This is a genomic window from Rhodococcus sp. G6(2025) (assembly GCF_058628105.1).
On the sequence record NZ_CP179750.1, the window covers coordinates 2,044,114 to 2,069,318 of the forward strand.

The 25,205-nt window shown below is 67.7% G+C and carries 26 protein-coding genes; 15 read left to right on the forward strand and 11 right to left on the reverse strand.

Annotated features, from left to right (window positions below):
- Positions 1-153: 153 nt before the first annotated feature.
- Positions 154-696, reverse strand: coding sequence for a DinB family protein (locus ACLIVD_RS09155; RefSeq protein ID WP_491932337.1), 543 nt, complete (start codon positions 694-696; stop codon positions 154-156).
- A gap of 132 nt (positions 697-828) precedes the next feature.
- Here ACLIVD_RS09155 and ACLIVD_RS09160 point away from each other — a divergent pair, with 132 nt between their 5' ends.
- Together ACLIVD_RS09160 and ACLIVD_RS09165 are read left to right on the forward strand one after the other, a co-directional pair.
- Complete coding sequence (locus ACLIVD_RS09160) at positions 829-1,149, forward strand: hypothetical protein (RefSeq protein WP_491932338.1); 321 nt, start codon at positions 829-831, stop codon at positions 1,147-1,149.
- 70 nt (positions 1,150-1,219) lie between these two features.
- Positions 1,220-1,480, forward strand: coding sequence for a hypothetical protein (locus ACLIVD_RS09165; RefSeq protein WP_005238337.1), 261 nt, complete (start codon positions 1,220-1,222; stop codon positions 1,478-1,480).
- Between the two features lie 6 nt (positions 1,481-1,486).
- Here the strand turns inward: ACLIVD_RS09165 and ACLIVD_RS09170 are convergent, their stop codons facing one another.
- Positions 1,487-2,053 (reverse strand): hypothetical protein, encoded by a 567-nt coding sequence (locus ACLIVD_RS09170; RefSeq protein WP_280780858.1) that lies wholly within the window; start codon positions 2,051-2,053, stop codon positions 1,487-1,489.
- Positions 2,054-2,349: 296 nt separating this feature from the next.
- Between ACLIVD_RS09170 and dnaK the strand changes: the two genes are divergently transcribed.
- Genes dnaK through ACLIVD_RS09190 form a run of 4 tightly spaced genes read left to right on the forward strand, consistent with a single transcriptional unit; the run spans position 2,350 to position 6,455 of the window.
- Positions 2,350-4,194, forward strand: a complete 1,845-nt coding sequence (gene dnaK / locus ACLIVD_RS09175; RefSeq protein ID WP_009478758.1) for a molecular chaperone DnaK — start codon at positions 2,350-2,352, stop codon at positions 4,192-4,194.
- Positions 4,191-4,841 carry a nucleotide exchange factor GrpE gene (gene grpE / locus ACLIVD_RS09180; RefSeq protein ID WP_009478759.1) on the forward strand — a complete coding sequence of 217 codons (651 nt, stop codon included), beginning with the start codon at positions 4,191-4,193 and terminating at the stop codon, positions 4,839-4,841. Before dnaK ends, grpE begins: the two co-directional genes overlap by 4 nt.
- A gap of 22 nt (positions 4,842-4,863) precedes the next feature.
- Positions 4,864-6,048, forward strand: a complete 1,185-nt coding sequence (dnaJ, locus tag ACLIVD_RS09185; RefSeq protein WP_005238348.1) for a molecular chaperone DnaJ — start codon at positions 4,864-4,866, stop codon at positions 6,046-6,048.
- On the forward strand, positions 6,048-6,455 hold the full coding sequence (locus ACLIVD_RS09190) for a heat shock protein transcriptional repressor HspR (RefSeq protein ID WP_011597686.1): 408 nt from the start codon (positions 6,048-6,050) through the stop codon (positions 6,453-6,455). Before dnaJ ends, ACLIVD_RS09190 begins: the two co-directional genes overlap by 1 nt.
- 86 nt (positions 6,456-6,541) lie before the next feature.
- Here the strand turns inward: ACLIVD_RS09190 and ACLIVD_RS09195 are convergent, their stop codons facing one another.
- A complete protein-coding gene (locus ACLIVD_RS09195; protein ID WP_009478761.1) occupies positions 6,542-6,688 on the reverse strand; it encodes a hypothetical protein in 147 nt (48 codons plus the stop codon).
- A gap of 47 nt (positions 6,689-6,735) precedes the next feature.
- Positions 6,736-7,212, reverse strand: a complete 477-nt coding sequence (locus tag ACLIVD_RS09200; RefSeq protein WP_280780859.1) for a hypothetical protein — start codon at positions 7,210-7,212, stop codon at positions 6,736-6,738.
- Between the two features lie 289 nt (positions 7,213-7,501).
- Here ACLIVD_RS09200 and ACLIVD_RS09205 point away from each other — a divergent pair, with 289 nt between their 5' ends.
- The 3 genes from ACLIVD_RS09205 to ACLIVD_RS09215 all read left to right on the forward strand — a co-directional run bounded on the left by ACLIVD_RS09205 (position 7,502) and on the right by ACLIVD_RS09215 (position 9,863).
- Positions 7,502-8,128: a response regulator gene (locus tag ACLIVD_RS09205; RefSeq protein ID WP_025432069.1), complete on the forward strand. Its 627-nt coding sequence runs from the start codon at positions 7,502-7,504 to the stop codon at positions 8,126-8,128.
- Between the two features lies 1 nt (position 8,129).
- Positions 8,130-9,314: a sensor histidine kinase gene (locus ACLIVD_RS09210; RefSeq protein ID WP_283354375.1), complete on the forward strand. Its 1,185-nt coding sequence runs from the start codon at positions 8,130-8,132 to the stop codon at positions 9,312-9,314.
- Positions 9,315-9,386: 72 nt separating this feature from the next.
- Positions 9,387-9,863 carry a DUF4383 domain-containing protein gene (locus tag ACLIVD_RS09215; RefSeq protein WP_491932339.1) on the forward strand — a complete coding sequence of 159 codons (477 nt, stop codon included), beginning with the start codon at positions 9,387-9,389 and terminating at the stop codon, positions 9,861-9,863.
- Here the strand turns inward: ACLIVD_RS09215 and ACLIVD_RS09220 are convergent, their stop codons facing one another.
- The 5 genes from ACLIVD_RS09220 to ACLIVD_RS09240 all read right to left on the reverse strand — a co-directional run bounded on the left by ACLIVD_RS09220 (position 9,864) and on the right by ACLIVD_RS09240 (position 14,113).
- Complete coding sequence (locus tag ACLIVD_RS09220) at positions 9,864-10,427, reverse strand: type 1 glutamine amidotransferase domain-containing protein (protein WP_491932340.1); 564 nt, start codon at positions 10,425-10,427, stop codon at positions 9,864-9,866.
- Positions 10,428-10,496: 69 nt separating this feature from the next.
- The gene (locus ACLIVD_RS09225) at positions 10,497-11,975 is read right to left on the reverse strand and encodes an FAD-dependent oxidoreductase (protein ID WP_280784172.1); all 1,479 of its coding nucleotides are present in this window, start codon (positions 11,973-11,975) and stop codon (positions 10,497-10,499) included.
- Positions 11,975-13,156 carry a zinc-dependent alcohol dehydrogenase gene (locus tag ACLIVD_RS09230; RefSeq protein WP_283333511.1) on the reverse strand — a complete coding sequence of 394 codons (1,182 nt, stop codon included), beginning with the start codon at positions 13,154-13,156 and terminating at the stop codon, positions 11,975-11,977. The genes ACLIVD_RS09225 and ACLIVD_RS09230 overlap by 1 nt, the downstream gene beginning before the upstream one ends.
- Entirely contained in the window at positions 13,153-13,560 is a 408-nt protein-coding gene (locus ACLIVD_RS09235) for a ChaB family protein (protein WP_280784170.1), read from the reverse strand. Before ACLIVD_RS09235 ends, ACLIVD_RS09230 begins: the two co-directional genes overlap by 4 nt.
- A gap of 58 nt (positions 13,561-13,618) precedes the next feature.
- Entirely contained in the window at positions 13,619-14,113 is a 495-nt protein-coding gene (locus ACLIVD_RS09240) for a CinA family protein (protein WP_280784169.1), read from the reverse strand.
- 173 nt (positions 14,114-14,286) lie between these two features.
- Between ACLIVD_RS09240 and ACLIVD_RS09245 the strand changes: the two genes are divergently transcribed.
- A complete protein-coding gene (locus tag ACLIVD_RS09245; RefSeq protein ID WP_491932341.1) occupies positions 14,287-15,864 on the forward strand; it encodes an AMP-binding protein in 1,578 nt (525 codons plus the stop codon).
- A gap of 111 nt (positions 15,865-15,975) precedes the next feature.
- Positions 15,976-17,142, forward strand: coding sequence for an FAD-binding oxidoreductase (locus tag ACLIVD_RS09250; RefSeq protein ID WP_418340851.1), 1,167 nt, complete (start codon positions 15,976-15,978; stop codon positions 17,140-17,142).
- Positions 17,143-17,152: 10 nt separating this feature from the next.
- Here ACLIVD_RS09250 and ACLIVD_RS09255 read toward each other — a convergent pair whose 3' ends face one another.
- Both ACLIVD_RS09255 and ACLIVD_RS09260 read right to left on the reverse strand, forming a co-directional pair.
- On the reverse strand, positions 17,153-17,905 hold the full coding sequence (locus ACLIVD_RS09255; RefSeq protein WP_491932342.1) for an FAD-binding oxidoreductase: 753 nt from the start codon (positions 17,903-17,905) through the stop codon (positions 17,153-17,155).
- Between the two features lie 60 nt (positions 17,906-17,965).
- Positions 17,966-19,186 carry a globin domain-containing protein gene (locus ACLIVD_RS09260; protein WP_280784165.1) on the reverse strand — a complete coding sequence of 407 codons (1,221 nt, stop codon included), beginning with the start codon at positions 19,184-19,186 and terminating at the stop codon, positions 17,966-17,968.
- Between the two features lie 191 nt (positions 19,187-19,377).
- Between ACLIVD_RS09260 and ACLIVD_RS09265 the strand changes: the two genes are divergently transcribed.
- The 4 genes from ACLIVD_RS09265 to ACLIVD_RS09280 all read left to right on the forward strand — a co-directional run bounded on the left by ACLIVD_RS09265 (position 19,378) and on the right by ACLIVD_RS09280 (position 25,173).
- The gene (locus ACLIVD_RS09265) at positions 19,378-20,412 is read left to right on the forward strand and encodes an alpha/beta hydrolase (protein WP_280784164.1); all 1,035 of its coding nucleotides are present in this window, start codon (positions 19,378-19,380) and stop codon (positions 20,410-20,412) included.
- 168 nt (positions 20,413-20,580) lie between these two features.
- Positions 20,581-23,133, forward strand: a complete 2,553-nt coding sequence (gene clpB, locus ACLIVD_RS09270; RefSeq protein WP_009478774.1) for an ATP-dependent chaperone ClpB — start codon at positions 20,581-20,583, stop codon at positions 23,131-23,133.
- A 143-nt stretch (positions 23,134-23,276) separates the two neighbouring features.
- Positions 23,277-24,227 (forward strand): DUF5666 domain-containing protein, encoded by a 951-nt coding sequence (locus tag ACLIVD_RS09275; protein WP_491932343.1) that lies wholly within the window; start codon positions 23,277-23,279, stop codon positions 24,225-24,227.
- Positions 24,228-24,321: 94 nt separating this feature from the next.
- On the forward strand, positions 24,322-25,173 hold the full coding sequence (locus tag ACLIVD_RS09280) for a TtfA family protein (protein ID WP_317567987.1): 852 nt from the start codon (positions 24,322-24,324) through the stop codon (positions 25,171-25,173).
- Positions 25,174-25,205 lie beyond the last annotated feature (32 nt).

Sequence of the window (25,205 nt, forward strand, 5' to 3'; positions counted from 1 at the left end):
GCCGGTGCCCCCGCATCGGGGCACCATGGTTTTCACCAGTCGGCGAAAAAGTTGAACCGCAGGAGGTAAGTCAACACTCGAACGCCGCATGAAGAGAACACCTCACCGGAACCCGAACCCGGTGAGGTGTTTTCGTCTGTTCTGCCGGGCGGGTCAGAACTCCATGCCCGCGTCGGCGCCCATCTGCATGGTGGTGTTTCCGCCGTCGAGGGATTCCCGGATGATGTCGGCGTGACCGGAATGGTGGCCGGTCTCCCGGATGATGTGGAGCAGGGTGCGGCGGATCGTCCACCACTGCCGCTCGGGTGCCCAGGGTGCGGTGGGCAGTGGGACGAGCACGTCCAGGTCGTCGAGGCCGGCCACGGCGGCCTCCGTCGCGCGGGCCACTTCGGCGTACTCGGCGAGCAGTCCCTCGAGGGTTTCGTCGTCGCGCATGTAGTACTTCTCCATCGCCCACTCCATGTCGAACTCCGCGTTCTCGTCCGGCTCGAGAATGGTTTCGACCCAGTGCTTTTCCGTGTGGGACACGTGCTTGATCAGTCCGCCGAGCGTCAGGTCGCTGACGGTCGAACGTTGCCGTGCCTGTGCGTCGTCGATGTCGCGGACGGTGATCAACAGGGTGGCTCGCTGCTCCTGCAGGATCTGGAGGAGGTCGGCGCGCTCACCGGTGGCCGGGGACTTCTGCGAAGTGGTCATGAGAAGAACAATAGAAGCGATTGAGGTCAGAAACGGTCCTCATTAGGAAGGCCTTCTCAGGGTTTTTCTCGGGGTCCAAGTTGGGTGCCTTCCTGGATGTGTGGAAAGCGCGCGCCGCGAAGGATTCTCGGTATGAACTTCGACTCTCCGGGACCGGCACCCCGGCCTTCGCACCGACGCGTATGGCCCCGCGTTCTCGGAGGCATGGTGTCGCCCGTCCTCGTCGCCGTCACGGTGGGAGTCGGCACGTTCGCGTACGCCTCGACCGCCGCCGAGAGCGATACCGGCGGGCAGATGGAATTCCGGCGAGCCCTGACGATTCCGCCGCTCGCGCCGGGTGTTGCGGGCCCCGATTTGGGTACCCCCACGGTGACGCGTCACGCCGATATCGCCGGGTCGAGCCGGATCGGCGCGGGCGAACCCGCGATGCCCCACCAGCCCGCACCCGGGTGACCCCGCTCGGTTCTCTCTTCTGGGTCCGCCCAGCCCACCGATGATCAGCCCACCGATGAAAGGAATCATCATGATCCGCACGACGATGACCGCACTGGCAGCCGTGGCTCTCGTGTTCGGCGCCGCGTCCGTGACCCAGACCGCTGCCGCCCACCCGGCCTGCAACTCCTCCTACGAGGGCACGACCAACGACGAGTACGACCCGGACCCCGACTTCACGGGGACGACCAACGACGAGTACGACCCCGATCCAGAGTATTCGGGTACGTCCAACCGCGAATACGACCCCGACCCGGAGTTCCACGGCAGTACCGATCCGTGCCAGGTGTGAGTCCGGTCAGCGGTTCCGGCGCAGCCACGGAGACACACCGGGAGCGAACAGGGCGAGCACTCCCACCGCGACGAGGGCGCTGTAGGCGAGCGGCGCCCACTGCAGCACACCGGCGGTCGCGTCACCGGCGTCGGACAGCAGGGTCCACAGGCCCACTCCGCCGGCGACGCTGAGGACGCCGACGACCGCGAGGGTGATCTGGCCCGCCGGTTTCCGGGCGCGCAGGAGTTGTATGCCCAGCAGTCCGAGGAGGATCAGGACGACGGCGATGGCGCCGCTGGCGATCAGCGTCAGGTTCACCGTGTCGGTGATGTCCGTCGCGGAATCGCCGGGATTGTCGGCGGCGACCGACGCCTCGAGGGCGTCGCGGACCGCGCCGAGGTCGAGCGCGATGGCGCCGGCGATTCCGGCGAGAACGACGAACGATCCCACCCAGGCGGACAGCGACACCGCGACGGCCTTCGGGGTGGCATCGGTGGGGGTGGCGCGCAGCGGGGTGACCGCGAACTCCGGACGCGGCGGTACGGGTCGCGGCGGTTCGGGCCGGCGTGGCGGCTGTTCGGGTGTCGTCACGCTGCGATCCTATCGACCTGCCGTACCGTGGCGTGCCGACGCGCGGGTCCGCGTCGGCGGCCCCGAAGCAAGGCCTCGAAACACGGCGCCGAAAAAGATGTGGGCATCCGGGAACAAATCTCCGCACCCCTCCGTTGAGCCTTACGACAACATGAGCGTGCAAGACTCAAGTTCGAATTGACTCCCGACGGTGTCGGAGTGCAAACTTGAGCGGAGGGCGCTCACTAAGCGCCAACATCGCAGTTCAGTAATGAAAAACCTGCCCACAGGACTGCAAAACGAAAGTGAGGAACACTATGGCTCGTGCCGTCGGTATCGACCTCGGTACAACGAACTCGGTCGTGTCTGTGCTGGAAGGCGGCGAGCCCGTAGTGGTCGCCAACGCCGAAGGTTCACGCACCACCCCGTCGATCGTCGCCTTCGCCAAGAACGGTGAGGTGCTGGTCGGCCAGCCCGCCAAGAACCAGGCCGTCACCAACGTCGATCGCACCATCCGCTCCGTCAAGCGCCACATCGGCACCGACTGGAACGTGGAGATCGACGGCAAGAAGTACACGCCCCAGGAGATCAGCGCGCGCACGCTCATGAAGCTGAAGCGCGACGCCGAGGCGTACCTGGGTGAGGACATCACGGACGCCGTGATCACCGTCCCCGCGTACTTCGAGGACGCCCAGCGTCAGGCCACGAAGGAAGCCGGCCAGATCGCCGGTCTCAACGTCCTGCGCATCGTCAACGAGCCCACCGCGGCCGCACTGGCCTACGGCCTGGACAAGGGCGACAAGGAACAGACCATCCTGGTCTTCGACCTCGGTGGCGGCACCTTCGACGTCTCCCTGCTCGAAATCGGCGACGGCGTCGTCGAGGTTCGCGCCACGTCCGGCGACAACCACCTCGGTGGTGACGACTGGGACGAGCGCATCGTCACGTGGCTCGTCGACAAGTTCAAGGCTCAGAACGGCATCGATCTGACCAAGGACAAGATGGCCCTGCAGCGTCTCCGCGAGGCTGCCGAGAAGGCCAAGATCGAACTGAGCTCCTCGCAGAGCACGTCGATCAACCTGCCCTACATCACCGTCGACGCGGACAAGAACCCGCTGTTCCTCGACGAGCAGCTGTCCCGCAGCGAGTTCCAGAAGATCACGTCCGATCTCCTCGACCGCACCCGCGCGCCGTTCCAGGCCGTGATCAAGGACAGCGGCATCGCCGTCAAGGACATCGACCACGTCGTGCTCGTCGGTGGTTCCACCCGTATGCCCGCCGTCTCCGATCTGGTGCGCGAGCTGACCGGTGGCCGTGAGCCCAACAAGGGCGTCAACCCGGACGAGGTCGTCGCCGTCGGCGCCGCCCTGCAGGCCGGTGTCCTCAAGGGCGAGGTCAAGGACGTGCTGCTCCTCGACGTCACCCCGCTGTCCCTCGGTATCGAGACCAAGGGTGGCGTGATGACCAAGCTCATCGAGCGCAACACCACCATCCCGACCAAGCGTTCCGAGACCTTCACCACGGCTGACGACAACCAGCCGTCGGTGCAGATCCAGGTGTTCCAGGGTGAGCGCGAAATCGCCTCGCACAACAAGCTGCTCGGCTCGTTCGAGCTGGCCGACCTGCCGCCCGCCCCGCGTGGCGTGCCGCAGATCGAGGTCACCTTCGACATCGACGCCAACGGCATCGTGCACGTGACCGCCAAGGACAAGGGCACGGGCAAGGAGAACACGATCAAGATCCAGGACGGCTCCGGTCTGTCCAAGGAAGAGATCGAGCGGATGGTCAAGGACGCCGAGGCGCACGCCGAGGAAGACAAGGCCCGCCGCGAGGAGGCCGAGGTGCGCAACCAGGCCGAGTCGCTGGTGCACCAGACCGAGAAGTTCATCAAGGACAACGAGGACAAGGTGCCCGCCGACGTCAAGGAGAAGGTCGAGGCTGCCATCAAGGAAGCCAACGACGCTCTCGCAGGCACCGACATCGCGGCCGTCAAGACCGCGGTCGAGAAGCTGGCCACCGAGTCGCAGGCCCTCGGCCAGGCGATCTACGAGGCCAGCGCCGCTGAGGAAGCCGCCAACACCGACGGCTCCGGCGCGAATGGTGCCGACGACGTCGTCGACGCCGAGGTCGTGGACGAGCCGTCCGACTCGGAGAAGAAGTGACGTCCGACAACACCGAGCAGGAACCGGTCACTTTCGTGGACAAGCGGAAGATCGACCCCGAGACCGGTCGGACACGGGACGCGGAGCCGGTAGTGGAGCCCCTCGCGGGCACCGCTGCCGCACCGCAGCCCGGCTCGGTGGACGAAGGGGCCCTGCCGGAGACGGCAGCTCCGGAGACGGACGAGCTGGCGGAGCGCACCGCCGACCTGCAGCGACTGCAGGCGGAGTATGCCAACTACCGCCGCCGCGTCCAGCGCGACAAGCAGGCCGACATCGCGAACGCCAAGGCGTCCGTCGTCGGTGAGCTCATCGCGGTGCTGGACGACCTCGACCGTGCACGCAGCCACGGCGACCTCGACTCGGGGCCGCTGAAGGGTGTGGCGGACAAGCTCACCGGCACCCTCACGTCGCTCGGCCTGAGCGAGTTCGGCGCCGAGGGCGACGCATTCGATCCGGCGCTGCACGAGGCAGTGCAGCACGAGGGCGAGGGTCACGACCCCGTTCTCGGCACGGTGATGCGAAAGGGCTACAAATTCGGTGATCGCGTCCTGCGGCATGCGATGGTAGCTGTGATCGATCGCGCAGGCGATGCCGGCGCGAACACCTCCGACGAGGCGGCGAAGCCCGCCGAGTCGGAACAAGAGTAAGAGCGAGAGGAGGAGACGCCCAGTGAGCCAACGGGAGTGGATCGAAAAGGACTTCTACAAGGAGCTGGGCGTCTCGTCCCACGCATCCGCGGACGAGATCAAGAAGGCGTACCGCAAGCTCGCCCGCGACCTTCATCCCGACGCGAACCCCGGCGACACGAAGGCCGAGGAGCGTTTCAAGTCCGTCAGCGAAGCACACGCCGTGCTCTCGGACCCTGCCAAGCGCAAGGAATACGACGAGGCCCGGCGACTGTTCGCGAGCGGCGGTTTCGGCCAGGGCGGCGGCGGATTCAACCCCGGAGCCGGCGGTTTCGGCCAGGGCGGATTCGACATCAACGACCTGTTCGGTGGCGGCGGCGCGGCGGCCGGTGACGGCGGCCTCGGCGACATCTTCGGTGGGCTGTTCAATCGCGGCGCCGGTGGCGGCGGCGCGACCCGCACCACCAACCGTCCCCGTCGCGGCAGCGACGTCGAGACGGAGACGACCCTCGAATTCCGTGAAGCCACGCTGGGCGTCACGGTTCCGCTGCGACTGACCAGCCCGTCGCCGTGCACCACCTGCCACGGCAGCGGTGCCAAGCCGGGAACCAGCCCGCGAGTCTGCCCGCGCTGCAACGGGACCGGAATCGTCAGCCGCAACCAGGGCGCGTTCGGGTTCAGTGAGCCGTGCGACGACTGTCGCGGCACCGGCTCCATCATCGACTCGCCGTGCGAGGTGTGCCACGGCAACGGCGTCACCAACCGGACCCGCACCATCACCGTCCGCGTCCCCGCGGGTGTCAGTGACGGACAGAAGATCCGGCTGGCAGGCCAGGGTGAAGCGGGCCTGCGCGGCGCACCGTCCGGCGACCTGTTCGTCACGGTCCGGGTGCGTCCCGACAAGGTGTTCGGCCGCAACGGCGACGACCTCACCCTCGTCGTCCCCGTCAGTTACGGTGAGCTCGTGCTCGGAACCACCGTCTCCGTCCCCACCTTGGAGGGGCGTGTCGGTGTGAAGATTCCGGCGGGCACCGCCGACGGCCGGGTTCTGCGGGTGCGCGGCCGAGGCGTCCCCAAGCGTGCCGGTGGCGCTGGTGACCTACTGGTCACGGTCAAGGTCGCCGTTCCGCAGAAGCTCGACGACCCGGCCACCGAAGCATTGAAGACCTATCTGGAAGCAGAGAAGGCCAGCGGATTCGATCCGAGGGCCGGGTGGGCGGGTGCTTGATGAGCGATACGACCCAGGATCCACGCGAGAGCGCCGTTGATCCGGACGCCCAGATCTTCGTGATCTCGGTGGCCGCGGAACTCGCCGGCATGCATGCGCAGACGTTGCGCAACTACGACCGGCTCGGTCTCGTCACCCCGCACCGCACGTCCGGTGGCGGGCGACGGTACTCGCCGCGGGATGTGGCGTTGCTCCGCGAGGTGCAACGCCTCTCGCAGGACGAGGGTGTCAACCTCGCCGGGATCAAGCGGATCATCGAACTCACCAACCAGGTGGAGGCTCTGCAGCACCGGGTTCGCGAGCTGGCCGAGGAGATCGCGAAGATTCACGCCGGGTACCGGCGCGACCTCGTTCCGATCCCGCGGAGCAACGCCCTCGTCGTGTGGAAGCCGCGGCACCAGCGCTGACCCGGCGATCTCTCGGGTGAACCGAACCGATGTCGCACTGGTCCTGTCGGAGTGAACCAGTGCGACATCGGGCCCCAACCCCCGGCTTATCGGTCGCGGTTGCCCCAGCGGGGCCCGCGGCGGGTGCGTGATCGCGGAATGTTCATCTCCTCGAGACGTGCCTTGATCTCCTCGGTGGTCCACATCGTGCGGGAGACGGTGGGGGTGGGGGTCTCGGTGACGTGCATGATCATGTTCTCCGGCTTTCGTCGAGTGTTCGGTGGATGGTCGGGATCGTCTGTCAGGGGTGCCCGTACAGGTGGTAGCCGGCGTTCATGTTCGGGTAGCCCGAGTCGATCCAGCTGCTGATGCCGTAGGCGTGGCCGTAGTTGGCGTCGACGCGAGTTCCGTCCACGTCGGTCGTGTTGCTGTAGTTGTCGGCGCGGAACACAGCCTGGGCACCGCCGGGGAGCGAGTACGTGGCGTCCACCTCGACGCCGTTCGGGTCGGTGGAGAATGCCTTCACGATCTGGCTGCTGTGCGGGGCGAGGTAGTCCGACGGCGCCTGAATCCACTGCCCGTAGGGGTTCGACGAGCCCGCGAGGACCATCGGCAGATCGGTGTCGTTGCTGATCGTCATCGCGATCGTGGGTCCCGACGTCGGCATCGTGCCCGCGGTGGCAACCCCGGCGGCGGCGATGGCGAATCCGGTGACGGCCACTGCGGTGGCGGGCAGTGCGATGAAGAATGCGACGCGGCGGCGGGCGGTGGTGCGCATGATGGCTTCTCCTGGGTTCTGGAACTTCGGGGGTCTGACGCTTCGGGGGGAACGTCTGGGGCCGTGGGGGTTTCGGTTTCCGATCTCCCCGTTTTCCGGTGTGCATCAACTATGTCGCGAATGCGCGCCGTCGTCTGTCCACCGACAGGACGGAGGGCGGGATGAATCCGGTGTCCACCGATCGGGGGACAGCGGGGTCGCGAAGTGCTCCGCGCGGGCCTGCTCTCGTGAGAAAGTGAGCAATGGACTTCGCCGGAGTCGCTTCGCCTCGGACCGCGCCGTGAGCGCCGTGCGTGTGGTGGTGGGCGACGACCACCCGATCTTTCGGGACGGTGTCGTCCGTGCGCTCCTCGCGAGTGGCGACATCGAGGTGGTCGGCGAGGCGGACGACGGTGCGGCGGCGCTCGCCCTGATCCGCGAACTCGCCCCCGACGTCGCACTGCTCGACTATCGGATGCCGGAGCTGGACGGTTCCCAGGTGGCGGCGGCCGTCCGACGAGCCGAACTCGCCACGCGGGTGCTGCTGCTGTCGGCGCACGACGAGTCCGCGATCGTCTACCACGCGCTGCAGGAGGGGGCAGCGGGGTTTCTGCCCAAGGAATCGACTCGGGCGGAGATCGTGAAAGCCGTCCTGGACTGTGCACAGGGCCGCGACGTCCTTCCCGCCTCCCTCGCCGTCGGACTGGCCGGCGAGGTGCGTCGTCGCAGTGAACCGGTCGGGCCGGCGCTGAGCGGCCGGGAGAAGGAAGTGCTGGCGCTCATTGCGCGCGGCCAGAGCATTCCCACGATCGCCGGTGAGCTGTATCTGGCGCCGTCGACGGTCAAGACCCATGTCCAGCGCCTCTACGAGAAGCTCGGGGTGAGCGACCGCGCGGCCGCGGTGGCCGAGGCGATGCGACGCGGCTTGCTGGAGTGACGTGCCGCTTCCGTCCCAGAGTCGCGTAGTTCGTCGTTACAGCACCGAGGCGGTCCGGGTGACCGCCATACTCCGGTTACCGCTGATCGGTCTGATGGCGCTGCTCGGGCCGGTGATCCGCGTGACGCACTGGCAACCCGACGTCTTCGCGGGGCTGCTGATCGGGTATGCGGCGGTCGCTCTCGGCTGGCTGATCTTCGTCCTGGTGCGGGACGTCGGACCGTGGGCGGGCTGGGTGTCCACGGCCGCGGACGTCACCGCGGTAGTGGCGTTGTGCGTCGTCTCCGGCGGCGCGACGTCGGTGCTGCTGCCGGTGTTCTTCCTGTTGCCGATCTCGGTGGCGTTCCAGTACCGGCCGCGTCTGACGGCGATCGTCGGCGTCTGCACCGCCGTCGGGTACCAGGTGGTGTGGATCGTCTACTCCAAGCGCGACGACGCAGTCGGCTTCCCCGACGAGGTGTACCTCTACTTCGGGTTCCTGTTGTGGCTCGCGGCCGCGACGACGGCGTTGTCGTACGTGCTGGTCCGGCGCTCTGCGACGGTGATCTCGCTGATGGATGTGCGCAGGCAGCTGATCGCCGAATCGATGGGCGCCGAGGAACGCGAGCGACGGCAACTGGCCGAGGACCTCCACGACGGGCCCCTGCAGAATGTCCTGGCCGCCCGGCTGGACGTGGAGGAGGCCCTGGAGCGAAACCCGGACGACATGCTCGTCGCCGCCGAGTCCGCCCTCCGCGAGACGGCGGCGCAACTGCGGTCCACGGTCACCACACTGCATCCGCAGGTCCTCGCGCAGCTGGGCCTCACCGCGGCGCTGCGCGAGCTCACGGATCTCTACGCCCGACGGGGGTTCGAGATGTCGGTGAGCCTCGACGACGTCGGTCACCCCGACTGCCAGGAGCTGCTCTACCGGGTGGCGCGGGAACTGCTCACCAACGTGACCAGACATGCCCGCGCCACGACGATCGAATTCGCACTCACCCGCGCCGACGGGCGGACCACGCTGACGGTTGCCGACGACGGCGCCGGTTTCGATCCGGCCGTCGTCCCGGAACGGGTGGCGCAGGGGCACATCGGGCTGGCGTCGCACATCGTGCGGGTCGAAAGCCTCGGCGGCACCTTCGACGTCACGTCCTCACCCGGATCGGGCACCCGCGTGGTGGTGACGGTGCCGGACTCGCGCTGACGGCGCTGGGCGGTTGACGTGTTCGCTGACGGGTAATCGGGGACCAGTCGATCGCGAAGGAAGGGCAGAGCAATGGGTACGCGCGAGTCGTCCCGGACGAAGTCGCCGGTTCAGATCGCCGCGCTCGTCGTGGGTGCGGTATTCCTCATGGTCGGGATCCTGGGTTTCGTTCCCGGCATCACGACCGACTACGACCTGCTCGGCGGCGCCGGGCACCATTCGGGCGCGAAACTGCTGGGGATATTCCAGGTTTCGGTTCTGCACAACGTCGTTCACCTGATTTTCGGCGTCGCCGGCATCGCATTCGCCAGGACAGTGCAGACTGCGCGCTTGTACCTGATCGTCGGCGGTGTGGTCTATCTCGTGCTGTGGATTTACGGACTGGTGATCGACCAGGCCAGTGCGGCGAACTTCGTGCCGGTCAACACGGCAGACAATTGGCTGCACTTCGCACTCGGCGCCGCAATGGTCGCGCTCGGATTCTTCACGGCGCGGGTCGGGTCGTCACCCGCAACGGACCCGACCCGACCGCACTCGCCGATGGACTAGTCACTGCGGGTGGCGGCCCTCGGCGAATTCCTCGACGATCTTCGCGCAGAACGCGGGCAGGTCGTCGGGGTTGCGGCTCGACACCAACCCGTTGTCGACCACCACTTCCTCGTCGACCACGGTTCCGCCCGCGTTGCGGATATCCGTGCGCACGCTGGGATACGACGTGAGAGTGCGGCCGCGGACGACGTCGGCCTCGACCAACGTCCACGGTCCGTGGCAGATCACGCCCACCGGTTTGCCCGAAGCGACGAAGTCACGGACGAAGGCGACGGCGGACGCGTCCATCCGGAGGTGGTCGGGGTTCGTGGTGCCGCCGGGCAGGATCAATGCGTCGAAGTCGGCGACCGCCACGTCGCCGACGACGGCGTCGACGGCGTAGGTGCCTGCCGCGTTCACGTCCGAGTTCATGGCCTGGATCTTGCCGGGGGACAACGAGATCAGCCGGACCTCCGCGCCGGCGTCCTCCGCGGCCTTCCGGGGTTCGACGAGTTCGACTTCCTCGACGCCGTGGGTGGCCAGGATCGCGACCTTCCGGCCGCGAAGTGTCTCTGCCGATGTCATGGGCACTTCCTTCCTTTCGTGAGAACAAGCGACGGGTACCCAGATGGCCCGCGGCCAATCGGGTGGGAATCAGAGTCGTCGGAGATCGGTGGTTGCGGGGCCCTCGAGAAGTGTTCCGCCGGCAGTGAATCGGGACCCGTGCAGCGGGCAGTCCCACGACGCCTCCGCATCGTTCCAGCGGAGCACACCACCGAGGTGCGGGCAGACGGCGCAGACGCGCTCGGTGTGACCGTTCGAGGTGTACTCGCCGACGGGCAGCAGACCCTCTCGCACGATGCGTGCCCGGCCCTTCCCGCGTTGCCGCCCCACGAGTGCGTCGCCCCAGCCCGCAGCCATCTCCCTCGCCACCTCGCCGTTCGCCTTCACTACCGCGGGAAGGTCGAAAAGCTGCGTCGGCGAATAGCTCTGGAAGGCCTCCGCCCACCGCATGTGGCCACCGAGAATGCGTCCGGCGAGCGCAAGAGCGGCGGCGACGCCGTTCGAGAGTCCCCACTTTCCGTAGCCGGTCGCGACGAGAATGCCGTCGCTGCCCGGAACCAGTGGGCCGACATAGGGAAGCGCGTTCAGCGAGGAGTAGTCCTGCGCCGACCAGCGGTGGGTCGGCGTCGCCCCGGGAAAGTGGCGGCCGGTCCAGGCCAGCAGATCGTCGACCGCGGCCTGCGGCGACGTGCTTCGGCCCACGTCGTGACCGTTGCCGCCGACGACCAGAACACGACCGTCGTCGGCCGGGCGCAACGACCGGGTGGGCTGATCGGCGGTCAGGTACATGCCCCCGGGTGCACCGCCCGGCACCCGGAACGCCGCCGCATACGATCGTTCCGCCTTCAGCCGGGCGAAGAATCCTCCGCGATCGAGGATCGGAGTTCCCGTCGCGAGAACCACGCGTCGGGCTTCGATGTCGCCGTCCGGCGTCGACAGGACGTGGAATCGCACCAGCGTCCGGACCGCCGTCACACGACGGTGCTCGAACACGTCGCCGCCGTGCGTGATCACGTCGCGGGCCACCGTGTGGAGAACGGGCATCGGGTCCAGGAACGCCTGGTCGTCGATTGTGACGGCGTCGACGTGGGGCACCGGGATGTCGAGTTCCGGCACCAGTCGGACGGGCAGGCCCGCTGATCGGGCGGCCGTGTACTGAGCGCGCACCGCGTCGGTGCCGGACTCGGTCTGCGCGAACGTGAAATCCGATGCCGTGCCCACGGGAATCTCGCGATCGCGACAGTACCGGAGCAGCCACTGCTGGCCCTCCAGATTTCCCTCGACGTACGAGCGCAGGATGTGCACCGCGTGGCGTCGGCCGATCTCGGCGAGCCGGGTCCCCTGCAGCACACTGACCTTGCCTGTGGTGTTCCCCGTCGTGACGGCGCCGATGGTCCGCGCTTCCACGACGGCGACGTGTTGTCCCGCGCGGGCGAGCAGCAACCCGAGGATCAGTCCGGTCACCCCCGCGCCCACCACCACGGTGTCGTACCGTCCGCGTTCGTCCCACGACCGCCCGGTGACCGCACCGCGGTGCCCGGCGACGTGATCGAGCCACAGAGAAGGCATTACGGCTTCAGGAGAATCTTCACAGCGCCGTCTTCCTTCTTCTGGAAGATCTCGTACGCGTGCGGGGCGTGGTCCAGTGGCAGTTCGTGAGTGGCGAACGTGTCGACGCCCAAGGGGTCGGCGTCGGTGAGCAACGGCAGGATGTCCGGGACCCACCGCTTCACGTTGGCCTGGCCCATCCGCAGCTGAATCTGTTTGTCGAACAGGGTGAGCATAGGTATCGGGTCGGCCATTCCGCCGTACACCCCGATGAGCGAGAGGGTGCCGCCGCGGCGCACGATGTCGATGGCCGCGTACAGCGCGTGCAGCCGGTCGATTCCCGCCGTCGACATCAGCGGGCCCGCGATGGCGTCGGGCAGGAGAGACGTGACCTGCTGCAGGAGTTTCGCGCCGGGGGAGCCGTGCGCTTCCATGCCGACGGCGTCGATGACGGAATCGGGGCCGCGGCCGCCGGTCATCTCCCGGATCACGTCGCCGAGTTCGCCCTCGGTGTCGGTCAGGTCGACCGTCTCGATGTGCCGCGCCTGCGCGCGGGCGAGACGCTCGGGCACGAGATCCACGCCGATGACACGAAAACCCTTGTGCGCAGCGATGCGTGCCGCCATGTCGCCTATCGGTCCGAGCCCGAGAACGACGACGGAACCGCCGTCGGGGATGTCCGCGTACTCGACGGCCTGCCACGCCGTCGGCAGCACGTCGGACAGATACACGAAGCGCGAATCCGGTGGACCTTCGGGAACCGTGATGTGCGTGTTCTTCACGTGCGGCACCCGAAGATACTCGGCCTGGCCGCCGGGAACGCTCCCGTACAGTTTCGAATACCCGAACAGCGCCGCACCCATACCCTCGTCCCGGATCTGGGTGATCTCGCACTGGGTGAACAGCTTCCGATCGCACATGTGGCAACTGCCGCAGGATATCTGGAACGGGATCACCACCCGGTCGCCGACCTTCACCTCGGTCACCTCGGAGCCCACCTCGCGCACGATGCCCATCGGTTCGTGGCCGAGGATGTCGCCCTCGCTCATGAACGCGCCGAGCACTTCGTACAGGTGGAGGTCGGAGCCGCAGATGTTGGTGGTGGTGATCTCGACGATCGCGTCAGTCTTCTGTTCGATCACGGGGTCGGGGACGGTGTCGACGCTGACCTTCCGCTTGCCCTGCCACGTCACGGCTCTCATCGGGCTCTCCGGTTCGCCTTCTCGATCGCGTCGACGAGTTCGTCCTTGGTCATGGTGGACCGGCCGTGTATGTCGAGCCGCTGAGCGATGTGCAGGAGGTGGTCCTTGCTCGCGTTGGCGTCGACGCCCTCGGCCGTCTCACCGGACGCGTTCGGGCCGCCGCTCTTCGCGCGCTCGTCCGAGGGGCCCTTCTCGTCCTTGGCCTCCCAGTGGTCCCCGACCTTCTCGTAGCTGTGTTTGAGGGCGTCGTACGCGACGCGATGCGCCCGTTCCTCGTCCCCGTACTGATCCATTGCGGAGTCGTACACCTTGGCGAACGTGCGCTGCGCCTTCTCGGACGACTTCTTCAGCGTCTCGGGGAGCTCGCTCTTCTTAGGCTTGCCGCTGTCGGTGGTCTTCGGCACGGAAATCCTCCTCGGGTGTAGAGGTGCCCGTTCGGACGATTACCCGACTCTCGGAGATCTATGCGAGCGGGGGAGGAACTCGACCGGGCGCGGAGACCAACGCCTGCTCGAGCAGTTCCAGGGCACGGTCGGTCGTTGCGGTCACGACGTCCTGCGGTTCACCGGCGAATCGGTGCATCTCGGTGTCGATACGGCCGTGGGTGAAGAGTCCGAACCAGACGGTCCCCGGCGGTTGCCCGTCCTGAGGGTCGGGGCCGCCCGCACCGGTCACCGCGACGGCGATGTCGGCTCCGAGCAGTTCCGCGACCGCTCCGGCCATCGCGCGGGCACTGGCCTCACTGACGACGGGACCGTCCGGCACCTTCAGCACCCGGTGCTTCACTTCGCTGGAATACGCGACCACGCTGCCCCGATACCAGTCAGAGGAGGCGGGCGCCGCGCCGAGAATGGACGAGATCTGTCCGCCGGTGAGCGATTCCGCCGTTGCGAGGAAGACGTGCGCGCTCTGGGCAGCGGTCGAGATCCGTTCTGCGATTCGGTCCTGCGGACTCATGGACCTCACGTTATCGGACGCGTTCCGGCGCGGAGTTGCCGTCGGCACCGCGCGCTAGGTGGAACAGGTTTCAGTTTTTCCGGTTTCCGGTTAGGGTGTCGGTGACCCAGGACACAGAAAATCCAGGCCGCCGGACCACGCGCCTCGGCGTCGCGGGAGTAGAAGGATTACAGATGACCGACGAGTTCGCAGATCTGCATCGACCCGCCTTCGCTGCAGACCTCCTCATCACTGCACTGGAACGCAACTCCGACAAGCCGGCGCTCTACCTCGGCGACGTCGTCCTCACCGGCGGTGAGATGCGCGATCAGATCAGTTGCTTTGCGCAGGCACTGGCTTCACTCGGAATCGGTAAGGGCACGAGCACCGCCATGCTGTCCAAGAACAGGCCCGAAGTGCTCATCAGCATGGGCGCCACCATGATCTCCGGATGCCGCGCCAGCGCGCTGAACCCGATGGGCTCGCTCGACGACCATCTGTACATCGTCGGCGACGCCGAGATCCAGACGTTGATCTTCGATCCCACCGCCTTCGAGGAGCGCGCCGCCGAACTGGTGGCGCAGTCGCCGTCGATCGAGAACGTGTTGTCGTTGGGGCCGTCCGAAGTCGGCACCGACATTCTCGCACTCGCCGAGACGTTCACCCCGCAACGCCTGCGGGCGGCGGACGTGGCCGCCGACGACAACAGCAGCATGGTCTACACCGGCGGCACCACCGGCAAGCCGAAGGGCGTCGTCGGCTCCTACCAGTCCGGCGCGACGCTCAATCAGATCCAGTTGGCCGAATGGCAGTGGCCCGACGAACCGCGATTCCTCATCTGCACGCCGCTGTCGCACGCCGGCGCCGCCTTCTTCATCCCGACCCTGCTGCGTGGTGGCGCGCTGATCGTGCTGCCCGCGTTCGAGCCCGGTGCCGTCCTCGAGGCGATCGAGAAGCACAAGATCTCGGCCACGATGCTCGTCCCCACCATGATCTACCTGCTGATGGATCACCCCGACCTGCCGAAGCGGGACGTGTCCAGCCTGCAGACGCTGTTCTACGGCGCCTCGGCGATGTCGCCGGCCCGGTTGAAGGAGGGCATCGAGAAGTTCGGCCAGATCTTCTTCCAGTTCTACGGCCAGACCGAATGCGGAATGACCATCGCGGTGCTGCGGAAGGAAGAGCACCTGGCGGACGATCCCAGCCGGCTCGCGACGTGCGGGCGTCCCGTGCCCTGGTTGAACGTCGCCCTGCTCGACGACGACCTGAACGAGGTGCCGCAGGGTGAGCTCGGCGAGATCTGCGTCCGCGGCCCGCTGGTCATGAAGGGGTACTGGAAGAAGCCCGCCGAGACCGCCGAGGCGTTCCGCGGGGGCTGGCTGCACACGGGCGACGTCGCGCGCAAGGACAAAGACGGATTCATGACGATCGTCGACCGCAAGAAGGACATGATCGTCACCGGCGGCTTCAACGTGTTCCCCCGGGAGATCGAGGACGTCATCTCGGCGCATCCTGCCGTCGGCTCGGTCGCGGTGGTCGGCGTTCCGGACGAGAAGTGGGGCGAGGCCGTCAAGGCGTGCGTGGTGTTGCGGGCCGGGCAGACGGTCGACGCCGCCGAACTCGTCGAACGGGTGCGCGCCGCGAAGGGATCGGTGCACGCCCCCAAGTCGATCGACTTCGTCGACGCCCTGCCGCTGACCCCGCTCGGCAAACTGGACAAGAAGGCGCTGCGCTCCCGGTACTGGGAAAGTGCAGACCGAGCGGTCGGATAGCACGACCAGGGCCGGAAAGAAGGGACCTGGTCTGCGGCGTGGCGTCCGCGCCTATAGTCTGCCCAAGTACTTCGCGGCGGGGCCGCGTTCAGTCGGTGACGAGGATGCGCGGTGGATTCACAGGCAATATCGCTGGTCCGGTCGAGTTTCAAGGCTATCGCGGCGGTGCCGGACGGGCCTCAGACTCTGTCCCGGTCCTTCTATGCGCTGCTGTTCGCGCGGTATCCCGACGCCCGGGACTTCTTCCCCGCGGCCATGGACGAGCAACGCGACCGGTTGATCTCCGCCGTCCAGTACGTGATCGAACGGCTCGAGGAGGAATCCGGGCAGATCCTCGCCTACCTCGCCCAGCTCGGCCGGGACCACCGCAAGTACGGAATCGAGGACGCGCACTACGTCGCCGTCGGCAACTCCCTGATCGCCGCGGTCGAACAGTTCCCCTCGACCGAGCCGTGGACCGACGAACTCGAGCAGGCGTGGCGCGACGTCCTCTCGGTCGTCGCCGCCACCATGATGGATGCGGCCAACGCCGAGAGCGGCCCGCCGGCGTGGGGTGCGACCGTGGTCGAGCACCTTCAGGTCCGCAAGGACGTGTCGATCGTCCGCCTGCAACTCGACGAGCCGATGACCTACACCGCCGGCCAGTACGTGAGCGTGCAGGTGCCGTCGCGTCCCCGGATGTGGCGGTACCTGTCGCCGGCGAACCCCGCCAACGACCAGGGCATCATCGAGTTCCACGTCCGCCGGGTGTCGGGCGGCTGGGTCAGCCCCGCCATCGTCAGCCAGACCCTCGTGGGCGAGCGGTGGGTGATCGGATCCCCGCTCGGCGACCTGGGAGTCCGCTACGACAACGGTCGCGACATTCTCATGATCGGATCGGGGACGGGCATCGCCCCGCTGCGCGCGCAGATCCTGCAGATGTCGCAACGCGGCCAAGACCGCCGCGTCCACCTCTTCTTCGCCGGCCGGTACCCCTGCGACCTCTACGACCTGGGCACCCTGTGGGCGCTCGCGGAACAGAACCCGTGGCTGACCGTCGTCCCGGTCACCGAGGAGGATGAGGACCCCTGGTGGTACACCGGGCCGAGCAGCGCCGCGTTGCCCGGCATGCACCGCCGGCTGACCGGCAAAGTGGGGCAGGTCGTCGCCGACTTCGGGACGTGGGCCGAGCGCGACATCCAGCTCGTCGGCTCCGAGGCGATGATAAACACCACCAAGTTCCGGCTGCACGCCGCGGGCACTCCGCCGGAAAACATCCGCCACGACCCGTCCTACTGACCCGAACGCCTCAGTACGGGTCGAACTGAATGTTCTCCGTGGGGGTCCCGGTGTCGCGGAGACGGTCGAGGGTGGCACGGACCATCGCCGCCGACCCGCACACCAGCACCTGGTGCTCGGTGAACGCGCCGTAGGACGTCACGACGTCGGGCAGTGAGCCCTCGATGAGATCGTCCTCGGTGAACCCCACATCCACTCTGGTGCGCTCGTACCATTCGTCGGTCCAGTCCGGATTCACGACGTTCTCCACCACCGGAATGACGGTGAGCCACGGCAGATCCTGCAGCAGCAGGTAGAGCATGTCCGACGCGTACAGATCGCGCGGCGTCCGATCGCCCGTGAACAGGAACACCCGCGGCGGATTCGGCTTGCGCGACAGGTCCAGCAGGATCGACCGGAACGGGGCCAGGCCGGTGCCGCCGGCGATCATGATGACGTCCGGCCCGTCCTCGTCGACGGACATCGTGCCGCGCGGCTCGAGGATCTGCCACTGGTCGCCGGGCGAGGTCTCCGTGACGATGTCGCCGCTGACCCAGCCGCCGGGAACCGTCCGGACGTGGAATTCGAGCTTGCCGTCCAACGACGGCGGCAGGGCGGGGGAGAGTCTGCGCAGCAGCCGACGGTTCTGGGGCACACTCACGTCCACGTACTGCCCCGGCACGAACGGGACGTAGTCACCGACGAGGCGGATCACGGCGAGGTCGTGCCGCAGACGGTGATGCTCGACGACGGTGCTGGTCCAGGTGGTCTGCGTGGCTTGCATGGCGTGATGCTCTCCCGACGGTCGAACCGGATGGCGGATGGGCGGGGACGGGCTGCGGAACTAGATCAGGGGGTCGTGCCGGATCAGTTCGGGCGGCGTACCGCCGCCCTGCAACGCGTACACGGTGGTCTTGATCATCGCCGGCGAACCGGAGATCTGGATCTGCCGGTCCGCCCACGACCCGAACCGGGCGACGACGCGGCCGAGCTGCCCCTGAAGTCGTTGATGCAACCCCGGCGGCGCCTCCGGGGCGGGAGTCGTGTGCCACCACGGGTCCTCGTCCTCCTCGGACACGGGAACCACGGTCAACCACGGATTGCTCAGCGACAGATGCCACAGGGTCTCGATGTCGTACAGATCGCACGGGTACTTGCCGCCCACGAACATGTGGACCCGCGGATTGTTCGACCGCATCGCCATTTCCATCACCTGCGCGCGCAGCGGCGCGATGCCCGTCCCCGAACCGATCATCAGGACGTCCTGCCCGCTGTCACGGTCGACCTCGAGCCCACCGAGCGGGGAGCTGAGCAGCCACCGGTCGCCCACCTGCGTCTCGTTCACGATGGCGGGGCTCACCCACCCACCCGACACGCGGCGCACGTGGAACTCGAGCTGTCCGTACGGGTTGGCGGGAATGGCCGCCGACAGATATCGCCACATCCGGGGCCGTTGCGGGATCTGAACGCTGAGGTACTGGCCCGCACCGTAGGGGATGGGGGAGTCGGTCTCGAGACGGACGATCGCGAGGTCGTCGAGGCGGCGTTCGTGATCGACCACGGTGGCGCCCCACGCGGCGGGCAGGTCGTCGGTGTCCGCGGCGTCGGCCATCGTGTGGAGAAGGAGGTCGAGCAGTTCCGTCCACGCCGCGGTCAGCGAGGGCGTCCAGATGGCCTGGGTGAAGGAACTCTGCACGGCGACCAGCAGCGCATTGCCGGACGCGAAGTAATGCCTGCCCTCGACGCCGTACTTGCGGTGGTCGCGGCCGAGCTGGCTCAGGAAACCGAGGACCCGGCCCTCGTCGTCGAGGTTGTCGATGACGAACTGCAGCGCCTGGAACAGGCGGTGGCCCTGCTGATCCAGCGCAGGCGGGAAGAGCGCGCGGAATTCGGGGTGTTCGGCGAACAGGGTGGCGTAGAACGTGGTGGTGAGCCGGTTGCGTCCGTGTTCGGTGGACACGATCGACGAAAAGCTGGCGCGAAGACGCGAAATCACGAGCGGATCGAGGCAATCTCGTGTCAAGCCGTCCCCTGCCTCCGTGCCTGCTGATTCGAACACCCGCATTCTAGCCGTCCCGCGCGCGGACCCGGGGTTACGGGAACGGCCGGCTGGGCGTTCGCCCCCGGTATTTCGGTGGGTCGCCATTGAGCTGTGACCACCGGCAAGGCACGATGCATCCAGTAAACAGGCGGCGTTACCGAGGGGGGCCCATGAGAGTTGGCTGTGCGCGGGATCGGGGTCGGTTTCGTCCGGGGATGGCCAGTTCGGTTCGGATTCGTCGGACCGCCGCGGTCGTGGCGGCCGTGACGCTGACGGTGATCAGCGGCGGAAGCGTCGTCTCGGCGGAACCACGGACGACGATCGAGTCGATCTCGGCCGACGAGGCGCCCGACGGTTCGCGGTTGGTCGAAGTCACCCCGGTGGGCGAATCGCAGATGAACTTCACCGTCCACTCGACCGCCATGGACAAGGACATCACCGTCCGGGTCATCCGGGCCGCGTCGGAGAAGCGTCCCACCGTCTACATGCTCGGCGGCGTCGAGGGGAACTCCGAGCAGTTCGGCTGGGAGCAGAAGGCGGACGTCGAGAAGTTCTTCTCCGACAAGGACGTCAACGTAGTCATCCCGTTCGGTGGCCAGTCCAGTTACTACGCGGACTGGAAGCAGGACGATCCGGAGCTCGGGCGGAACAAGTGGCAGACGTTCCTGACGAAGGAACTACCGCCCATCGTCGACTCGGCGCTCGAGACGACCGGGAAGAACGCCATCGCCGGGCTGTCCATGTCGGCCACCAGCGTCCTCAACCTCGCGATCTCCAAGCCGGGGCTGTATCAGAGCGTCGGGGCGTACAGCGGGTGCGCGATGACGAGCGACCCGGTGGCGCGCCGGTTCGTCGAGATCACGGTGTCGGACTTCGGCGGCAACCCCGAGAACATGTGGGGTGCGGCCAACGATCCGCTGTGGGCCGCGAACGATCCGTACGTCAACGCCGAGAAGCTCCGGGGGACCACCCTCTACATCTCCAACGGCAGCGGGCTGCCGGGACCGTACGACACCCTCGACGCCCGGACCGTCGGCGGCGACCGTCGCAACCTTGCGACGCAGGTCGTGGTGGGTGGTGTGATCGAGGCCGTCACCAACGACTGCACGATGCGGCTGGCCGAGAAACTCCGCGCCCTGGACATTCCGGCCACGGTCGACCTCCGGCCGGTCGGAACGCACTCGTGGGGGTACTGGCGCGACGACCTGTCCGCGTCCTGGCCGACTATGGCGACCGCGATCGGGGCCTGACATCCCGCCCCGCGAAGCGTTGCGGGGCGAGATGATGGGGGTAGCGGAAGATTTCTAAAGTTGAGCGGAACAGACTCAACCCTTCGCGCGTTAAGAAGATGACAGCGTCGCCACGTGCCACTCGGCCCCGGGCGGCGGACCGCTCTACAACGCCAGAAGAGGTGAACAGTGGACTCGTTCAATCCGACCACCAAGACCCAGGCCGCGATGACCGCTGCGCTCCAGTCGGCGTCGTCGGCCGGTAATCCCGACATCAGGCCCGCGCATCTGCTCGTGGCCCTGCTCGACCAGACCGACGGCATCGCCGCCCCGCTGCTCAAGGCGGTCGGCGTCGATCCCACCGTGGTCCATCGTGAAGGGCAGGATCTCGTCGACCGGCTGCCCAAGACGACGGGCGCCACGACCACACCGCAGCTCGGCCGCGAGGCCCTCGCCGCACTCACCGCAGCACAGCACCTCGCGACCGAACTCGACGACGAGTACGTGTCGACGGAACACCTGATGGTCGGTCTCGCCTCGGGTGAGTCGGACGTGGCCGGACTGCTGAAGCGGCACGGCGCCACCCCCGAGGCGCTGCGTGATGCGTTCACCACCGTCCGCGGCAGTGCGCGCGTCACCAGCCCGGATCCGGAAGGGACGTACCAGGCGCTCGAGAAGTACTCCACCGACCTCACCGCGCTGGCCCGCAACGGCAAGCTCGACCCGGTGATCGGCCGCGACAACGAGATCCGCCGCGTCGTGCAGGTACTCAGCCGCCGGACCAAGAACAACCCGGTGCTGATCGGCGAGCCCGGTGTCGGCAAGACCGCCATCGTCGAGGGACTCGCCCAGCGCATCGTCGCCGGCGACGTTCCCGAATCGCTGCGCGGCAAGTCCGTGATCTCCCTCGACCTCGGATCGATGGTCGCGGGCGCCAAGTACCGCGGCGAGTTCGAGGAGCGGCTCAAGGCCGTCCTCGACGACATCAAGAACTCGGCCGGTCAGGTCATCACGTTCATCGACGAGCTCCACACCATCGTCGGTGCGGGTGCCACCGGTGAGTCCGCGATGGACGCGGGCAACATGATCAAGCCGATGCTCGCCCGCGGTGAGCTGCGGCTCGTCGGCGCGACCACGCTCGAGGAGTACCGCAAGTACATCGAGAAGGACGCCGCCCTCGAACGTCGCTTCCAGCAGGTGCTGGTGGGCGAACCCTCCGTCGAGGACACCGTCGGCATCCTGCGCGGGCTCAAGGAGCGGTACGAGGTGCACCACGGTGTGCGCATCACCGACTCCGCGCTCGTCGCCGCCGCCACGCTCAGCGACCGCTACATCACGTCCCGGTTCCTGCCGGACAAGGCGATCGACCTCGTCGACGAGGCCGCGTCCCGGCTGCGGATGGAGATCGACTCGCGACCCGAGGAGATCGACACCGTCGAACGCATCGTTCGCCGCCTCGAGATCGAGGAGATGGCGCTGCAGAAGGAATCCGACGCGGCGTCGAAGGACCGGCTCGAGAAGCTGCGGCAGGAACTCGCCGATGAACGGGAGAAGCTCAACCAGCTGACCACCCGCTGGCAGAACGAGAAGCAGGCCATCGACTCCGTGCGCGGGGTCAAGGAGCAGCTCGAGACGCTGCGCGGCGAGGAGGAACGCGCCGAACGCGACGGCGACCTCGGCCGGGCCGCGGAGCTGCGGTACGGCCGCATCCCGCAGCTCGAGAAGGAACTCGAGCAGGCAGCCCGCGAGTCCGGTGCCGCCGCCGACGGCGACGTCATGCTCAAGGAGGAAGTGGGTCCCGACGACGTCGCAGACGTGGTCGCGGCATGGACCGGCATCCCGGCCGGCCGCATGATGGAGGGCGAGACCGCCAAGCTGCTGCGGATGGAATCCGAACTCGGCAAGCGGGTCGTCGGCCAGGAAGAGGCCGTCGTCGCCGTGTCGGATGCGGTGCGCCGCGCCCGCGCCGGAGTCGCCGACCCCAACCGGCCCACCGGTTCGTTCCTGTTCCTCGGGCCCACCGGCGTCGGCAAGACGGAGCTCGCGAAATCCCTCGCCGACTTCCTGTTCGACGACGAGCGCGCCATGGTCCGCATCGACATGTCCGAGTACAGCGAGAAGCATTCGGTGGCCCGGCTCGTCGGCGCCCCGCCCGGATACGTCGGGTACGAGGCGGGCGGCCAGCTCACCGAGGCCGTGCGACGGCGTCCGTACACGGTGGTGCTGTTCGACGAGGTGGAGAAGGCGCACCCCGACGTGTTCGACATCCTGCTCGCCGTCCTCGACGAAGGCCGGCTGACGGACGGTCAGGGACGCACCGTCGACTTCCGCAACACCATCCTGATCCTCACGTCCAACCTCGGTGCGGGTGGATCGCGGGAGCAGGTGATGGATGCGGTGCGGCACGCGTTCAAGCCGGAGTTCATCAACCGGCTCGACGACGTCGTGATCTTCGAGTCGCTCACGGAAGAGCAGCTCGAATCCATCGTCGACATCCAGCTCGATCAGCTGTCCCGCCGGCTCGCGGCCCGGCGGCTGACGCTGGACGTGTCCGACTCGGCCCGCTTCTGGCTGGCGGTCCGCGGCTACGACCCGATGTACGGGGCCAGGCCGCTGCGCCGGCTGATTCAGCAGGCGATCGGCGACCAGCTCGCGAAGCTGCTGCTCGCCGGTGACGTCAAGGACGGTGACACCGTCCCCGTGAAGGTGTCCGAGACCGGGGACGCGCTCGTCCTCGGCTGATCCGTACGTGAGTGGCACGGTGTGCTCCCGCACGCCGTGCCACTCACCTGTGTTTTCACAGCGACGTCTTAAGTTTCGCCGTTACCCTGGACCGTCCGTAGCCGCAGGACACCGGCCGGACGAACCCGAGGGAGGGGCCGATCATGACGAACCCCGACGACCCGCGCACCCCGCAGGAACGCGCGTACGACGGAACGGAGTCGTGGACCACCGACGATTCCGCGTCGAGGGCCGGTGACGAGGACCCCACCCAGGCGTGGTCGCGGCAGGACCAGCCGACCGAGCACCTCGGATCGGCTGAGCAGCGCACCGAGCACCTGGGCCCCGCAGGCAGGCCGACCGAGCAGTTCTACACGTCCGATCCGACCGCCGCGTACGGGCAGAACCAGCCCAATCCCACCCAGGCCTACCCGACCTACGATCCGCGGTACGACCCGCAGGCTCCGCCACCGAACGCCACGCAGGCGTATCCGCCGTACGACACCCAGCAGTACCAGGGCGGGTATCCGACGGGGCAGTACCCGAACGCCCACTACCCGCCGGGGCAGTACCCCGGCTCGCAGTACCAGGCGCCGGTCACCGAGAGTCCCGAGGAGAAGAAGCCCCGGCGGATCGGCACGTGGATCGCCGCCACGGCGGCCGCGCTGCTGCTGATCGCCGTCATCGGTTTCGGTGTCGCCCTCTTCACGTCCGCGCCGAACAATTCCTCGAGCACCACGGCGGCGGGCCCGACCACGTCCCGTCCGCCCGCCACGACCGCGCCGCCGAAGACGACACCGCCGCCGTCGACCACGTCGGAGTCGCCACTCGATCAACTCCCCGGCGGAATCGGCGAGGCCATCGGCGCTGCGGGCGCCGCGTTCGGAACGATCAGTGCCAACGACGGTTCCACACTCACCCTCGACGCCCTCGGCGGATCCCGGCTGACGGTTCAGACCAACGCGCAGACCAACGTGATCGCACTCGACGGCACCACGGTCGCCGATCTGAAGCCCGGGTTCACCGTGATGGTGCAGGGTACGAAGGTCGAGAACGGCACGATGATGGCCGAGACGATCATCAGCACCGAGCTGCCGAAGCTCGGCGGTAACTGAGACGATGGGTCCGGGCAAAACCGACACGGGGTGTCCGGGTACCGCTTCGCCTCGTAACGGCGTCGACTCGCTAGGCTGATCACCGATGACGGGAATGTGGTTCGTACTGGCGTTGATCGCACTCGCAGGCGCGTGCGCGCTGCTCTATTTCGATCGCTCGCGTCGTGATCAGACAGGTCGGGTGCGGCAGATCTGGGCCAAGGCCCAGGGCTACACGTACGACAACGTCGAAGAGAAGCTGCCTGGCCAATTCCATCGCGCCGCGCTGGCCAAGCAGGAGTACCTCAGCGCCATCGACGTGGTGAAGGGCGAACGCCGGGGCGAGTCGTTCATCCTGTTCGACCTCGAGGAGACCGCGACCATCGTCGCCGTGCGCCGCCGGGTGGGCTCGGACGTCGACATCGACCTGCGCCTCAAGTCGACCCCGCCGCCGAAGGACTCGGATCTCGAACTCCTCGGTGCCATCGGACCGCGAGTCGTGTTCGCCACCGACCTCGAAATCGCCCGCAGGGTCTGCGATCAGCGCATGGTGGCGTTCACCGAGTCGGTGCCGCCGCACGTGAACATGCTGTGGAGCGAGGGCGAATGGACCCTCGGTTCGCTGCCCATCGGCAGCAGCGGACGCGAGTGGGATTCGGCCATCGAGGCCGTCGCTCGGCTGTCCGGCATCCTGCACGTCCTGCCCCCGGTCACCGAACCGCGGGGACTCGACCGTGGCCACCACGACCCGAGCCGGCCGCGAGTGCGGGAAGACGCCCCCGCCGAGGCGCGTCCCGCGCGTCCGACATCTCCCCGCCCGCCGGCCCCCGGCGCTCCACGCCAGCAGGCCCCCGGCGCTTCCCGTCCGCCGGCCCCCGGCGCTCCCCGCCCGCCGGCCCCCGGCGCTCCCCGCCAGCAGACTCCCGGCGCTCCCCGCCCGCCGGGCCCCGGAGCTCCGCGCCCGTGAGTGCCTGACGAGTCCTGGGACTCGTTAACCGC

What these genes read in the sequence shown, in the direction of transcription:
- ACLIVD_RS09155 (WP_491932337.1), bottom strand. Translation starts at nt 696, where the DNA reads ATGACCACTTCGCAGAAGTCCCCGGCCACCGGTGAGCGCGCCGACCTC.
- ACLIVD_RS09160 (WP_491932338.1), top strand. Translation starts at nt 829, where the DNA reads ATGAACTTCGACTCTCCGGGACCGGCACCCCGGCCTTCGCACCGACGC.
- ACLIVD_RS09165 (WP_005238337.1), top strand. Translation starts at nt 1,220, where the DNA reads ATGATCCGCACGACGATGACCGCACTGGCAGCCGTGGCTCTCGTGTTC.
- dnaK (WP_009478758.1), top strand. Translation starts at nt 2,350, where the DNA reads ATGGCTCGTGCCGTCGGTATCGACCTCGGTACAACGAACTCGGTCGTG.
- ACLIVD_RS09190 (WP_011597686.1), top strand. Translation starts at nt 6,048, where the DNA reads ATGAGCGATACGACCCAGGATCCACGCGAGAGCGCCGTTGATCCGGAC.
- ACLIVD_RS09195 (WP_009478761.1), bottom strand. Translation starts at nt 6,688, where the DNA reads ATGATCATGCACGTCACCGAGACCCCCACCCCCACCGTCTCCCGCACG.
- ACLIVD_RS09200 (WP_280780859.1), bottom strand. Translation starts at nt 7,212, where the DNA reads ATGCGCACCACCGCCCGCCGCCGCGTCGCATTCTTCATCGCACTGCCC.
- ACLIVD_RS09215 (WP_491932339.1), top strand. Translation starts at nt 9,387, where the DNA reads ATGGGTACGCGCGAGTCGTCCCGGACGAAGTCGCCGGTTCAGATCGCC.
- ACLIVD_RS09220 (WP_491932340.1), bottom strand. Translation starts at nt 10,427, where the DNA reads ATGACATCGGCAGAGACACTTCGCGGCCGGAAGGTCGCGATCCTGGCC.
- ACLIVD_RS09225 (WP_280784172.1), bottom strand. Translation starts at nt 11,975, where the DNA reads ATGCCTTCTCTGTGGCTCGATCACGTCGCCGGGCACCGCGGTGCGGTC.
- ACLIVD_RS09230 (WP_283333511.1), bottom strand. Translation starts at nt 13,156, where the DNA reads ATGAGAGCCGTGACGTGGCAGGGCAAGCGGAAGGTCAGCGTCGACACC.
- ACLIVD_RS09240 (WP_280784169.1), bottom strand. Translation starts at nt 14,113, where the DNA reads ATGAGTCCGCAGGACCGAATCGCAGAACGGATCTCGACCGCTGCCCAG.
- ACLIVD_RS09245 (WP_491932341.1), top strand. Translation starts at nt 14,287, where the DNA reads ATGACCGACGAGTTCGCAGATCTGCATCGACCCGCCTTCGCTGCAGAC.
- ACLIVD_RS09255 (WP_491932342.1), bottom strand. Translation starts at nt 17,905, where the DNA reads ATGCAAGCCACGCAGACCACCTGGACCAGCACCGTCGTCGAGCATCAC.
- ACLIVD_RS09260 (WP_280784165.1), bottom strand. Translation starts at nt 19,186, where the DNA reads ATGCGGGTGTTCGAATCAGCAGGCACGGAGGCAGGGGACGGCTTGACA.
- ACLIVD_RS09265 (WP_280784164.1), top strand. Translation starts at nt 19,378, where the DNA reads ATGGCCAGTTCGGTTCGGATTCGTCGGACCGCCGCGGTCGTGGCGGCC.
- ACLIVD_RS09275 (WP_491932343.1), top strand. Translation starts at nt 23,277, where the DNA reads ATGACGAACCCCGACGACCCGCGCACCCCGCAGGAACGCGCGTACGAC.
- ACLIVD_RS09280 (WP_317567987.1), top strand. Translation starts at nt 24,322, where the DNA reads ATGTGGTTCGTACTGGCGTTGATCGCACTCGCAGGCGCGTGCGCGCTG.